Origin of the sequence: Kribbella rubisoli (assembly GCF_004217145.1) — a bacterium.
Taxonomy (GTDB): Bacteria; Actinomycetota; Actinomycetes; order Propionibacteriales; family Kribbellaceae; genus Kribbella; species Kribbella rubisoli.
Genome location: NZ_SHKR01000012.1, coordinates 749,232 through 762,058, shown reverse-complemented (window position 1 = coordinate 762,058; position 12,827 = coordinate 749,232). Strand labels below are relative to the sequence as shown.

Annotated in this window: 13 protein-coding genes; 8 read left to right on the top strand and 5 right to left on the bottom strand. The window is 67.9% G+C overall.

All coding sequences use genetic code 11. The features are described 5' to 3' along the window. Nucleotides 1-960 (top strand): ABC transporter permease, encoded by a 960-nt coding sequence (locus tag EV645_RS17875; RefSeq protein WP_130445019.1) that lies wholly within the window; start codon nt 1-3, stop codon nt 958-960. 119 nt (nt 961-1,079) lie between these two features. On the opposite strand, the gene EV645_RS17870 is transcribed toward EV645_RS17875, so the two are convergent. Then, a complete protein-coding gene (locus EV645_RS17870; RefSeq protein ID WP_130445018.1) occupies nt 1,080-2,087 on the bottom strand; it encodes a methyltransferase in 1,008 nt (335 codons plus the stop codon). Between the two features lie 44 nt (nt 2,088-2,131). On the opposite strand from EV645_RS17870, the gene EV645_RS17865 reads away from it, so the two are divergent. Together EV645_RS17865 and EV645_RS17860 are read left to right on the top strand one after the other, a co-directional pair. Continuing rightward, complete coding sequence (locus EV645_RS17865) at nt 2,132-2,596, top strand: MarR family winged helix-turn-helix transcriptional regulator (protein WP_130445017.1); 465 nt, start codon at nt 2,132-2,134, stop codon at nt 2,594-2,596. Beyond that, entirely contained in the window at nt 2,593-3,585 is a 993-nt protein-coding gene (locus tag EV645_RS17860; protein ID WP_130445016.1) for a 2-dehydropantoate 2-reductase, read from the top strand. The genes EV645_RS17865 and EV645_RS17860 overlap by 4 nt, the downstream gene beginning before the upstream one ends. Here the strand turns inward: EV645_RS17860 and EV645_RS17855 are convergent. Beyond that, nucleotides 3,550-4,458 (bottom strand): GNAT family N-acetyltransferase, encoded by a 909-nt coding sequence (locus EV645_RS17855; RefSeq protein ID WP_130445015.1) that lies wholly within the window; start codon nt 4,456-4,458, stop codon nt 3,550-3,552. The genes EV645_RS17860 and EV645_RS17855 overlap by 36 nt on opposite strands. Nucleotides 4,459-4,538: 80 nt before the next feature. Here EV645_RS17855 and EV645_RS17850 point away from each other — a divergent pair, with 80 nt between their 5' ends. After that, on the top strand, nt 4,539-5,411 hold the full coding sequence (locus EV645_RS17850) for an NAD(P)/FAD-dependent oxidoreductase (RefSeq protein WP_157997093.1): 873 nt from the start codon (nt 4,539-4,541) through the stop codon (nt 5,409-5,411). On the opposite strand, the gene idi is transcribed toward EV645_RS17850, so the two are convergent. After that, nucleotides 5,388-5,945 (bottom strand): isopentenyl-diphosphate Delta-isomerase, encoded by a 558-nt coding sequence (idi, locus tag EV645_RS17845; RefSeq protein ID WP_130445013.1) that lies wholly within the window; start codon nt 5,943-5,945, stop codon nt 5,388-5,390. The two genes, EV645_RS17850 and idi, sit on opposite strands and share 24 nt — an antisense overlap. 202 nt (nt 5,946-6,147) lie before the next feature. Here idi and tyrS point away from each other — a divergent pair, with 202 nt between their 5' ends. From tyrS to EV645_RS17830, 3 genes are read left to right on the top strand one after another with little or no spacing between them, the layout of a single operon-like run. After that, the gene (tyrS, locus tag EV645_RS17840) at nt 6,148-7,341 is read left to right on the top strand and encodes a tyrosine--tRNA ligase (RefSeq protein WP_130445012.1); all 1,194 of its coding nucleotides are present in this window, start codon (nt 6,148-6,150) and stop codon (nt 7,339-7,341) included. A gap of 4 nt (nt 7,342-7,345) precedes the next feature. Then, nucleotides 7,346-8,530: an aminoglycoside phosphotransferase family protein gene (locus EV645_RS17835; protein WP_130445011.1), complete on the top strand. Its 1,185-nt coding sequence runs from the start codon at nt 7,346-7,348 to the stop codon at nt 8,528-8,530. Beyond that, nucleotides 8,527-9,348: an NAD(P)H-binding protein gene (locus tag EV645_RS17830; RefSeq protein WP_130445010.1), complete on the top strand. Its 822-nt coding sequence runs from the start codon at nt 8,527-8,529 to the stop codon at nt 9,346-9,348. Before EV645_RS17835 ends, EV645_RS17830 begins: the two co-directional genes overlap by 4 nt. Before the next feature lie 6 nt (nt 9,349-9,354). Here the strand turns inward: EV645_RS17830 and EV645_RS17825 are convergent, their stop codons facing one another. Further along, entirely contained in the window at nt 9,355-9,876 is a 522-nt protein-coding gene (locus tag EV645_RS17825) for an isochorismatase family protein (protein WP_198681666.1), read from the bottom strand. A gap of 109 nt (nt 9,877-9,985) precedes the next feature. Between EV645_RS17825 and gndA the strand changes: the two genes are divergently transcribed. Continuing rightward, entirely contained in the window at nt 9,986-11,425 is a 1,440-nt protein-coding gene (gene gndA, locus EV645_RS17820) for an NADP-dependent phosphogluconate dehydrogenase (protein WP_130445009.1), read from the top strand. On the opposite strand, the gene EV645_RS17815 is transcribed toward gndA, so the two are convergent. Further along, nucleotides 11,353-12,789 (bottom strand): MFS transporter, encoded by a 1,437-nt coding sequence (locus tag EV645_RS17815; RefSeq protein WP_198681665.1) that lies wholly within the window; start codon nt 12,787-12,789, stop codon nt 11,353-11,355. The genes gndA and EV645_RS17815 overlap by 73 nt on opposite strands. Nucleotides 12,790-12,827: the final 38 nt, after the last annotated feature.

The window sequence follows — 12,827 nt, the reverse complement described above, 5'->3', positions numbered from 1 at the left end:
ATGGCCATGTTCCTGATTCGCCGGATCGGTCACGGGATCCTGGTCCTGTGGCTGATCAGCGTCGCGGTGTTCGGCCTGTTCTTCGTTGCTCCGAGCAACGTCGCGCAGACGCTGGCCGGCCGGCAGGCGACGCCGGAGACGATCGCGCTGATCAAGCACCGCCTCGGGCTCGATCTGCCGGTCTGGAAGCAGTACCTGCACTTCCTCGGCAACGCACTGAAGGGCAACCTCGGCTACGACTACTACCACCAGGTGGCGGTGACCAAGATCATCGCGCAGGCGCTGCCGATCACGGTGTCGCTCGCCCTCGGTGCGGCCGTGCTGTGGTTGCTGCTGGGCGTGTTCAACGGCGTGATCTCGGCGACGCACCCACGGTCGCTGGCGGACCGCGGACTGACGTTGTTCTCGCTGTTCTTCTACTCGTTCCCCTCGTTCCTGCTCGGGCTGTTGCTGCTGTACTTCCTGTACTTCCGCCTCACCCTCGCAGGGTTCAACTGGTTCCCGGCCGGCGGCTACTCGCCGATCGCCGGCGGCATCGGGCCGTGGGTCCAGCACCTGGTGCTGCCCTGGATCGCGCTCGCCTTGTTGCTGGCGGCAACGTATACCCGGCTGACCCGCGGTTCGATGCTGGACGTGCTCGGCGAGGACTACATCAGGACCGCGCGCTCGAAGGGCATCCGGGAAAGCCGGGTGGTCGTGGTGCACGGTCTGCGGAGTGCACTGACGCCGGTGATCACGCAGTTCGGCATCGACCTCGGTCAGCTGATCGGCGGGGTGGTGGTCACGGAGACCGTGTTCAGCCTGCCCGGGCTCGGTCAGACCGCCGTGGTCGCGATCAACCAGCAGGACCTACCGGTGATCATCGGCATCGTGCTGTTCGCCTCGGCGGCGGTCGTGGTGGCGAACATCCTGGTCGACATCGGCTACGCCGTACTCGATCCACGCGTTCGATTGCATTAGCTCCCGGGGTTCCTTGGTCGGGTTTCGCCCTGGGGTTGGTACCGAGGGACAGGAGGTGTGCGTTCTACCTGGCGGTCTTGGGCGGGCGCCAGGCGGAACCTCCCGAACACCTCCTGTCGTTAGGTACGCGTGCAGTGCAGCAACGAGAACCGCTCGTCGCACGGAACGACCTCCCGCGGCACGAGGCCGGCGGACCGTGCGAGAGCGGCCCACTCCCCTTCGGTCCGGTCGGCTCCGCCCGCGATCGCCAGCATCTCGATGTCGTCGAACTTCGCGTAATGCGGTCCGTTCCCGGGCGGGATCATCGTCTCGACGATCAGCACCGGTCCGCCGGCTCGCGCGAGCACCCGGAGGATCTCGATCACCTGCTCGTCGGCGAAGTTGTGCAGACAGCTCTTGATCAGGTACGCGTCGCCGGGCGGGACCTCGGCGAAGAAGTCTCCCGCAACAAGCTCCACCCGGTCGGCGAGCCCCTCCTTGGCCAGCAGCGCCGATGCCTCCGGGAGCACCTCCGGCAACTCCAGCAGCACGCCGCGAATGCCGGGGGCCGTCCGGAGCACCTCAGCCAGAAGACTGCCCGAGCCGCCGCCGACGTCCACCACCACGCCGTACGCCGAGAAGTCGTGGCTGCTGGCAATCGGGCCCATCGCCTGCCCGTGGAACGCGGCGGCTGCCGCACCGAAGGTCCGGGCCTCATCCGGATGCTCGCCCAGACGCTGATAGATGCTCTGTCCGTAGATCCGGTCGAACGCCGGTTCGCCGGTCCGGGCGGAGTGCCTCAGTTGGGCGTACGGCGTCCAGAACGGCTCGAGAGCGAACATCATCGCCGCGGAACGCAGCGATCCTGGTACGTCGGAACGCAGCACGGCAGCCGTGTCCGTCAGGGCGAAGCGGCCGTCGCCCTCCTCTTCGAACACTCCGACACTCGCCGCCGCGCGAAGCAGCCGGTAGAGAGCACGCGGCTGTGCGCCGACCCGATCGGCCAGCTCGTCCACGGTCAGCGGCTTGTCCACCAGTTCGTCGGCTACGCCCAGCTCTGCGAGCGTCGCCAGCACCGGCGGGATCCACTTGCCAGTGAGGAAGCCCATCACTTGCTGCCTCGCGGTCAGCGTCATTCGTTCCCCCATATGGTCAGGTTGCCTGACCGAAACGGTAAGGTAGCCTGACCCTCATGTCAACGCCACGGTACTTCGGTCTGCTTCGGCTCGCCTTCGACCAGGCGTTGGCCACCGTGCTGGCCGCCGTCGGGCCACGCCATCCGGAGCTGCGCCCCGCGCATCTGCAGCTGTTCCGGTTCGGCGGGATCGACGGATCGCACACGGCTGAGCTTGCCGCGCACGCCGGGATGACGAAGCAGTCCATGCATGAGCTGGTCACCCATCTCGAACGGCACGGCTACCTGGTCCGGGAGGCCGATCCGGTCGACCCGCGAGCCAAGAGGGTCCGACTGACCGCCGCCGGACGCCGGCTGGAACAGCAGATCCACGCCGCCATCGCCGATCTGCTCGAGGACTGGGAAGCTCGGCTCGGCAGCGAGTCCTTCGACCAACTCTGGGCAACGTTGCAGAAACTGACCGGTGAGACCGTCGAGCTACCCGACCGCGCACGCATCCGGTCAGCTGAGGAGATTCGGTGAAGATTGTTGTGTACGGCGCCGGTGGTATCGGGTGTTATGTGGGCGGGCGGCTCGCGGCTTCTGGGACTGGGGTGACGTTCGTCGGCAGGCAGCGGATGGCTGACGAGGTGGCGGCGTACGGGCTGCATCTGACGGACTATCTGGGTGCGGATCTTCGTGTGGCTGATGTGGACTTCGGGACGACGCCTGATGCTGCGGCCGGGGCTGATCTGGTGCTCGTGACGGTGAAGTCGGCTGCCACCGAAGACGCGGCTGCCGAGTTGGCGCCGGTGTTGAAGCCCGGTGCGGTGGTGGTGAGTTTTCAGAACGGCATACGGAACGGGGAGCTGCTGCGGTCGCGGTTGACCGAGCAGATCGTGGTGCCCGGGATGGTTCCGTTCAACGTGCTCAACCGGGGCGCCGGCGTGTTTCACCAAGGCACCGAGGGGGCGCTCGACGTACGGCGGGATGCCGCGTTGGCGCCGTACGTCGAGGCGTTCCAATGGGCCGGGCTGCCGCTGACGCAGCACGACGACATCCTGCCGGTGCAGTGGGCGAAGCTCTTGCTGAACTTGAACAACCCGATCAACGCGCTGTCCAACCTGCCCCTGCGCGACGAGCTCTCCCAGCGTGCGTACCGCCGCTGCCTGGCCGCTGCGCAGGCCGAGACGCTCGGGATTCTGGAGGTTGCCGGGATCGAGCCGGCGCAGTTGCTCGCGGTTCCGATGCGCCGGTTCCCGACGATCCTGCGGCTGCCGGACTTCCTGTTCCGCCGGGTCGCGTCCAAGATGCTCGCGATCGACCCGCTCGCTCGGACCTCGATGTGGGAGGACCTGGAGGCAGGACGGCCGACCGAGATCGACTATCTGAACGGCGAGGTCGTCCGGCTCGCGGAGTCGCTCGGGCGATCCGCGCCGGTCAACAGCAAGCTGGTCGAGCTGATCCGCGCGACCGAGACCGATCGCCGGGCCTGGTCAGGAGCTGAGCTGCTCCGGGAACTCCAGCGGTAGGTTCGCGCGGACGTTGATACTCACGGCGCCGTAGCTGAAGCCGAGGTGCTCGTTGAGCCGTCGCATGTTCGCATTGCCCTGCTGGGTCCACGTGTAGACCTCACTGATGCCGTGCTCGGAGGCCCACGCCATGCTCGTCCGCTTGAGTGTCGACGCGACCGCCTTCCCGCGCCAATCCCGGCGTACGGCGGTGTAAGCAACCTCGGCGCGCTCCGGCTTGTCGGTGTCGAGCATCAGCCCGGCCAGCCCGATCACGTCATCCCCGACCACAGCCAGGAACATCGCCGCCGGCTCGTTGATCCACTCGGTCGCCCACTCCTCTGCCGACACGACGAGCGGCGTCGGAGTGTCCATGTCCGGCAACGTCGGCAACGCAACCTGCTCGTACGCCGCCGCCCACAGCTCCGGGCGCTCCGCAACGGTCACGATCTCGTACTCCGTCGGTCGCGCGGGCCACGTCTCGGCGCCGATCCGGCGTACCTGCTCGACCTGACGCCCCGTCTCGACGAAGCCGAACCGCTGGGCGAACGCGAACGATCCCTCGTCCTCGACCCCCGATCCGACAACCTCGAAGCCCAGCGCACCGGCGTGATCCGCCAGCACCTCGAGCAGCTTCGTGCCGACCCCGCGCCGGCGCGCCTCGGGCCGAACCCGCGGCGACACGAACCCGCGCCCGGCCTCGTCCGAGCTGTCCGCGAGCCCGTTGGCGACGACCGCGCCGTCCAGCTCGGCGAGCACCAGCAGGCGCTCCTCCGTCTCCAGCTCCCGCAGCTCGGCCACGCTCGGACACCGCTCGTGCGGGAGGACCGCGATACGGACCTGACGCCAGGCCTCGTAGTCCGCGTCCGTCGTCACCGGCCGGATCTCGATCATTCGCCCATTAGGCAACCTGCGGTCATCTCACCGCTCGCCAATTTTAGAGTATGAGACGAATCTTCTCGTATATTGATCACATGGACGTAGCGGTGATCGGTGGGAGCCTGGCGGGACTGCAGGCGGCGTTGACGTTGGGCCGGGCGCGGCGGCGGGTCGTGCTGTTCGACGACGGGCAGCCACGGAACCGGGCGGCGGAGCATGTGCACAACTATCTGGGCGCGGAGGATCCCGCGCCGGGTGAGCTGCTCGCAGCCGGGCGTCGGCAGGTCGCGGCGTACGGCGTTGAGATCCGGGACGCACGGGTCGACGACGTGACCGTGAACGATGCCGGGTTCGTGGTCGACGGGGTGCCGGTTCGGGCCGTCGTGCTGGCGACCGGGTTGTGGGACGAGCTGCCCGATGTGCCCGGCGTGGCTGAGGGTTGGGGGCGGTCGGTGGTGGCGTGCCCGCATTGTCACGGGTGGGAGGTGCGGGATCAGCCGCTTGTGCAACTGGGCATGCGCGGTGCGCCGGATCGCTCGGTTGCGCGGGCCTTGTTGCTGAGCCGATGGAGCTCGGACGTCGTGCTGTGCACGGACGGAGACGCATTGACCGACGCGCAGCTCGAGCGGCTGTCCGTGGCCGGGGTGAAGGTCCGGACCGAGCGGGTCGCTGAGGTGTCAGCGCCTCGGGTGGTGCTCGAGAGCGGAGAGGTGCTCGCGCCGGAGCGGGTGTTCGTCGTGGTGCGTCAGCATCAGCAGAGCGATCTCGCCGAGCGGCTCGGTTGCCAGGTCGCCGACGGCGCTGTCGTCGCGGACGAGGGCGGGCGTACGACGGTGCCTGGCGTCTACGCGGTCGGTACGACGGCGGCGCCGGCGCTGCTCGCGATCGGGGCAGCGGGTCATGCGAGCACGGCGGCTGTCGCCGTACACAACGATCTTCTGGAGCTAGACCTGGGCGGCGGGTGGTAGGCGGGTCGGATCGGCGATCGGCCAGTCGGCCGGCGGCGTGCTGAGCACGTCCAGTTGGAGCAGGCACCAGGGCGACAGGTCGGGGAAGTCGCGCAGCTCGTCCCATTCGACCCAGCGGTACGCCGCGACCTCGGCCGGGTTCGGCCTGGGGTCGCCGGTCCACCTGACTCGGTATACCGGGCAGATCTCGTTCTCGACGATGCCGGTCGGCATCTCGGCGCGGTACCGGAACTCGGGCATCACGAGGTCCACCGAGTCCACGACGATCCCCAGCTCGTCGGCCAGCCGTCGCCGTACGGCCTGCTCGACCGGCTCGGTCGGAAGCGGGTGCCCGCAGCAACTATTGGTCCAGACACCAGGCCAGGTGGGCTTCTCGAATGCTCGCTGGGTCAGCAGGACGCGACCGGCCGCGTCGATCACGTAGCTGGAGAACGCGAGATGCAGCGGCGTCGCCGCGTGGTGGACCGTTGCCTTCGCCTCGGTCCCGATCGCCCGCCCGTCCTCGTCCAGCAGCACTACCCGCTCGTCACTCACGCGGTCGAGCTTAGTTGGCTCTGCTAATGTGAGCGTGTGATCAAGCGACGTGTGGCATATCGACCGGCTCTGGGAGGAGCCGGTATTCGGTAGTACCCGCACTCGCTCCACCCAGAGCCTCCGAGGCAGGAACCGTCCGGTTCCTGCCTCTTTCCGTTGCCGGAGGCACTGGCGGTGCCTCGCCGCTGAGAGGAACCCTCACGTGAACTTTGTGATCGAGCGATTACGCCGTACGACCGACACGGTCATCGGTGCAGACGACCTGCGCGAGCGGCTGGACTCCGGACGTCCGCTGCGGATCAAGTACGGCGTCGACTGCACCGCGCCGGATCTGCATCTCGGCCACGCGGTCAACCTGTGGATGATGCGGCAGCTGCAGGACCTCGGGCACCGGGTCGTGTTCCTGCTCGGCGACCTCACCACCCGCGTCGGCGACCCGACCGGCCGCTCCGAGACCCGTCCGGTGCTCACGCCTGCGCAGATCGATGCGAACGCCGCGTCGTTCCTCGAGCAGGTCTCGCTGGTCCTGCGCACCGACCCCGAGGTGTTCGAAGTACGGCGGAACTCCGAGTGGTACGACGGGATGCCGGTGGCCGAGCTGCTGAGCCTGTTCGCGCAGGTGACGCAGGCGCAGTTGATGAGCCGGGACATGTTCCGCGAACGGGTCGCCGCCGGCCGGGAGATCGCCGTCCACGAATTGGTATACCCGGTGTTGCAGGGCTACGACAGCTTCGCGATGGAGAGCGATCTGACGATCGTCGGGTCGGACCAGCTGTTCAACGAGCAGCTGGGACGGCACTTCCAGCAACGGCTGGGCGCGCCGCCGCAGGTGGTGATCACGACGACGATCACGCCCGGAATTGATGGTCGGGCCAAGCAATCCAAATCGCTGAACAACTACATCGGGCTGACCGACAGCCCTCGGGACAAGTTCGGCAAGCTGATGAGCATCCCGGACGAACTGGTCGAGCCGTACGCACGGGTCTACACCGAGCTGCCTCTCGAGACGGTCGCCGCTCTCGCGGACTCCGCATCCTCCGGTGGTCCGGCGGCTCGCGACGCGAAGCTCCGGCTGGCCGCGGCGGTGGTCACGCGGTACCACGGCGCGGGCGTTGCCCGCGCAGAGCTGGCCGCCTTCCGGCAGACCTTCTCGGATCGCGGTCAGCCTGCGGAGATGCCTTCGGTGGTGGTCGCCGGTTCGGCTGTGACCGCCTTCGACCTGCTGCGCGCGGCTCGGCCGGACGACAGCAACTCCGAGCTGCGTCGCCTGCTGCGGCAGGGCGCGGTGACGATCAACGGCGTACGAACGGATGATCCGGCGGCGTCCGTCGACCTCAGCGCCGACGTCGTACTGAAGTCGGGCGCTCGCACTTGGCACCGGATCACGCGACAGTAGGCCGGTGGAATTCAAGACAGTAGAGGCCCTGGTGAGCGTTGGCGCCCGGTACGTCGGCCGGGCGCCGACGTTCGACGTGGAGCCTGGGTGGTGGTCCGAGGTCGAGGCCATCACCCGGCATCTCGATGAGCTGCTGGGCGTTCCGACGTTCGTACTGCGGCTGGTACATGCGGACGAGGCTGTGATCGGACGTGGCGGGCGGGTGGTGTATCACGTCGAGGCGATGGGCGAGCCGCGTCCCGGCGTACTCGATGAGACGCCGTTGCCTGATTGGGATTCGATCATCGCGGCGCAACCTCTTCGGTCTACCTGGGCGGAGGCCGGCGGACCGGCGCGGCTCATCGCATGGGCGGCTGACGTGGTGGGACCGGTCGACGCCGTGCAGGTGAAGACGTGGAACCTGTCGTGTTTGGTGCGGTTTCCGGGCGCGTGGGCGAAGGCGACCAGCCGGTTCGGCAGTATCGACGCTGACATCATCGAGCACGTCCTGCGGTACGACGAGACGCTTGCGCCGGCCGTACTTGCGACGTCGCGTGTCGACCGCTGGTCGCTCCTCGCCCACGCGCCGGGGACGGACTGCTGGGAGCCGGACCGGGCGTCGGTCGAGAGCGTCGTACCTCGTTGGGTCGCGGTGCAGGCTGCTCTCGCCGAGGAGGTCGACGAGCTCGACGCACCTCGGCTGTTGCCGGACGAGTTGGCGGATCAGGTCACGGCGCTGATTCCGCGGGTGGACTTGTCCGACGACGAGGTGAGCGGCCTGGTGAAGCTGGTCGATCGGCTGCCATCGATCGTCGGTGAGCTCGAGTCCGCGGGGTTGCCGATCTCGTTGGTGCACGGGGACTTCCATCCGGGGAACTGGCGGTCGGACGGTACGCATCGGGTGATCGTCGACTGGGCCGACACGTTCGTCGGTCACCCCGCGACCGACATCAGACGCCTGCACGACTTCCTGCCGGCGGAGAAACGCGAGCATGCGCGCGAGGTGTGGTCAGCGGCCTGGCGGCGGGAGCTCCCTGGCTGCGAGCCGCTGCGCGCGCTCCGGCCGATGAGTGTGCTGGGCCCGCTCATGTATGCGCTGATGTACCAGCGCTTCCTCGACAACATCGAACCCGACGAACGGATCTACCACGAGGACGACCCGGGCATCTGCCTGCGGTCGGCCCTCGATATGGCAGGCTGCGAGCTATGACGATCCTGGTGACGGGCGCGACCGGCAACGCGGGTGGCGCGGTCGTGCAATCGCTTGCAGAACAGGGCATCCCGGCGCGGGCGCTGATCCGCTCCGCAACCACCCTGCCGGACGGCATCGAGCCGGTTCTTGGCGATCTGAACAGGCCGGACACCTTCGCGGACGCGCTGACCGGCGTCAGCGCGATCTTCCTGCTGAGCGGCTACGACCGCCTCGAGGAATTACTCACGAATGCGGTAGGTGCCGGGGTTCGGAAAGTCGTGGTGCTGTCGAGCAGCTCCCTCGACGGCGAGCTGACGAACGCGGTCGCGGCGTACCACCATGCAACCGAAGAAGCGGTCCGCGCGGCGAAATTGGAGTGGACCTTCCTACGCCCGAACTCCTTCATGTCGAACACCTTGCGCTGGCTGGACCAGCTCCGCGCCGGCGACGAGGTGCGGGTGCAGTTCCCCGACGTCGCAGTGTCGACCATCCATCCGCGTGACATCGCAGACGTTGCCGTGCAGGCCCTGCAGGGCTCGTCGGACAGCAAGGTACTGCGACTCACCGGCCCGGTCGCTTTGACCCCTGTCGAGCAGGTGGCGATCCTCGGCGAGGGCATCGGACGCACGCTAACGGCGTACCCGATGAGCCGCTCGGAAACCCATGACGCGCTCCACGCGTCGATGCCCGCGCCGTACGCCGAAGCCATCGAATCCTTCTTCGCCGACGCCACCATCGACGAAACCTCCGTCAACAACACGGTCCCAGAAGTCACCGGCCAACCAGCCCGCACCCTACAAACCTGGGTCCAGGAAAACGCCAGACTCTTCGCGTAGTGCGGGCTACTTCAGTGCGTTCAAGTACTCCGTGGTGGTGCAGACCTCGCCGACGCGTGGGAAGACCTGCGAGACCGCGAACTCGTGTGACGCTGCGTCCAGGCCGGTCATTGCGTCTGTGATGAAGAACGTCTCATAGCCGAGATCGGACGCGGCCCGGCCCGTGGACTCGACGCCGAAGTTGGTGGCGATTCCGGTGAGGGCCACGTTGGCGATGCCTCGGGACTGGAGCTCGGCGTCGAGCGGTGAGCGGCCGAAGGCGCCGATCGTGCGCTTGACGATCTCCAGGTCGCCCGGCTGCGGCACGACCTCGGGCGCGAACGCGCTCCCCTCCGGCTGCACCTCGACGCCAGGCCGCTCGACCCGCACATTGACCACCAGCCCGCCCGCCGCCCGCGTCGCTGCGGCCAATGCGACGGACCGCTCAAGCACAACCGGCCCGCTCAAGGGCGCGGTGTCCAGCGCGATGATCCGCGGCATCAGGTCGATCAGGATGAGCGCGGTACGACGGGACTCGAGAGGATTCACGACCTGAGCCTAAGGTCCAGCTGTCCACGAGCTGGCACCCGCTGGACGGCGGGGTTGCCAGGGGCAGCAGACTGGACCTCGCACACAACTTGAGACTGCGGGAGATTCCATGAGTTCTGCCAAAGCCCAGATCGGTGTCACCGGGCTCGCGGTGATGGGTCGCAACCTGGCCCGGAACCTCGCGCGCAACGGGTTCAGCGTCGCTCTGCACAACCGTTCCCAGGCCCGCACGGACTCGCTGGTCGAGGAGTTCGGTTCCGAGGGCGACTTCGTCCCGTCGACGGACCTGGCCGGCTTCGTCGAGTCGCTGGAGCAGCCGCGCAAGATCATCATCATGGTGAAGGCCGGCGCGCCGACCGACGCGGTCATCGACGAACTGGTGCCGCTGCTCGACGAGGGCGACATCGTCGTCGACGCCGGCAACGCGCACTTCCTCGACACCCGGCGCCGCGAGAGCGCGCTGAAGGAGAAGGGTCTGCACTTCGTCGGCAGCGGCGTGTCCGGCGGCGAGGAGGGCGCGCTGAACGGCCCGAGCATCATGCCGGGCGGTTCGCCGGAGTCGTACGCGGCGCTGGAGCCGATGCTGACCAAGATCTCCGCGCACGTGAACGGCGAGCCGTGCTGCGTGCACGTCGGTCCGGACGGCGCCGGCCACTTCGTGAAGATGCTTCACAACGGCATCGAGTACGCCGACATGCAGCTGATCGCCGAGGCGTACGACCTGCTCCGGCACGTGCTCGACCTCAACCCGTCGGAGCTTGCCGACGTGTTCCGCGACTGGAACACCGGCGACCTCGAGTCGTTCCTGATCGAGATCACGGCCGAGGTGCTCAGCCAGACCGACCCGACCACGGGCGGCCCGTTCATCGACATCGTCCTCGACCAGGCGGAGCAGAAGGGCACCGGCCGCTGGACCGTACAGTCCGCGCTCGACCTGGGCATCCCGGTCAGCGGCATGGCCGAGGCCGTGTTCGCCCGCTCCCTGTCGGGTGACGTCGTACGGCGGGAGGCGGCGGCCGGCGTACTGCCCGGGCCCGCGGAGGCGAAGCTGGACATCGACCGGCAGGCGTTCATCGACGACGTACGGCACGCGCTGTACTCGTCGAAGATCGTGGCCTACGCCCAGGGCTTCGACGCGATCCGGGCAGCCAGCGAGGAGTACGACTGGAACATCGACCTCGGCGCGATGGCCAAGATCTGGCGCGGCGGATGCATCATCCGGGCGCGGTTCCTGGACCGCGTCACCGAGGCCTACGACCGGAACCCGGCGCTGCCCTCGCTGCTCGTCGACGACTACTTCAAGGAAGCAGTCGCCAACGGGCAGGAGGCCTGGCGTCGGGTGGTTGCCGCGGCCGCGACTGTCGGCGTACCGGCTCCGGGGTTCTCGGCAGCACTGTCGTACTACGACGGGCTGCGGGCCGAGCGACTGCCGGCTGCGCTGATCCAGGGTCTGCGCGACCTGTTCGGCGCGCACACCTACAAGCGCGTCGACCGTGAGGGCAGCTTCCACCTGGAGTGGTCGGGCGACCGCTCCGAGAGCACCCAGTAGACAGCGACCGCCGCTACGCACAGGAAGCCGGCCGCTCCGAGGCTCGCCACGTTGAACCCGTGGACAGCATCGGAGTGGGCGGCGACCGTGCCGGCGACTGTGCTGAGCAGCGCAGTCCCGAGTGATGCGCCGACCTGCTGAGAGGTCATCACCATGGCGCCGGCCACGGCTGTGTCGGGGCCGGCGCCGAGCGTCGCAGTGCTGTTTGCGGCGATCAGGACCCATCCGGTCCCCAGACCGACGAGCAAGAACACCGGCATGACGTGCAGCCAGTAGCTGCTGTCAGCCCTGAGCAGCCCGAGCAGTGCGAGCCCAGCTGCGATGGTGAGCAGGCCAGGGCAGATGAGGGATCGCACTGGCGTTTTGGCCAGCAGACGGCTCACTGCACGCACACCGACCATCAGCCCCACCGTCAACGGCAGGAAGGCCAGACCGGCCTTCACAGGTGAGTAGTGCTGGATGTTCTGCAGGTAGAACGTGAGGAAGAACAGCGCGGCGAACATGCCGATCGCCAGGCTGAACACGGCCAGGTACGAACCACTCCGCCTGGGGTTCGCCAGAACCCTCAACGGCAGCAGCGGCGACTTCACGCGGGCCTGCGCAGCCAGGAAGCCCGCCAGCAACACCACTCCGCCTGCCAGCGATGCGTACGTCGCCGGCGCGCTCCAACCGTCCGACTCTGCCCGAGCGAACCCGAACACCACCGCCATCAGCCCTGCAGTCGCCAGCAACGCACCTACTAGGTCGACTCGCACTCCGCTAGCCCGCGGGACCGGACGTACGGCGTACAGGACACCTCCTGCTGCCAGTGCGGCGATCGGGAGGTTCACGAACATGCACCACCTCCAGTCGAGGTACTGCGTTAGCACGCCGCCGACCAGCACGCCCAGACCGGACGCACTGCCCATCGCCGTCCCGTAGATGCCGAACGCCTTCCCGCGCTCAGCCGGCAACGGGAACGACGACGCCAGCGTCGCCAGCACCGCCGGAGTCAGCAGCGCACCGAAGGCCCCTTGCAGTGCACGTCCGGTCAGCAACATCGCCGGACCGGTCGCGGCACCGCCAAGCGCTGACGCTGCGGCAAACCCGGTCAGCCCGACGAGCAGTGCACGACGCCGCCCGATCAGGTCGCTCATCCGTCCGCCGAGCAGCAGCAGACCGCCGTACCCGAGCGCGAACAGCGTGATCACCCACTGCCGCGCCGGATCCGACATCCCCAGCGCCCGCTGCATCGACGGCAACGCGATATTCACGATGGTCAGGTCGATCCCGACCATCAACTGAGCCGTGGCCACCGCCCCGAGTGCCCACCACCGCCGCACGTCGAGCTCCGGCGGCGCGATCTGTTCCTTGTGTACGCTCATCGTCATCCTTAAGTGAACAGCTGTAGTGCTACGACTGT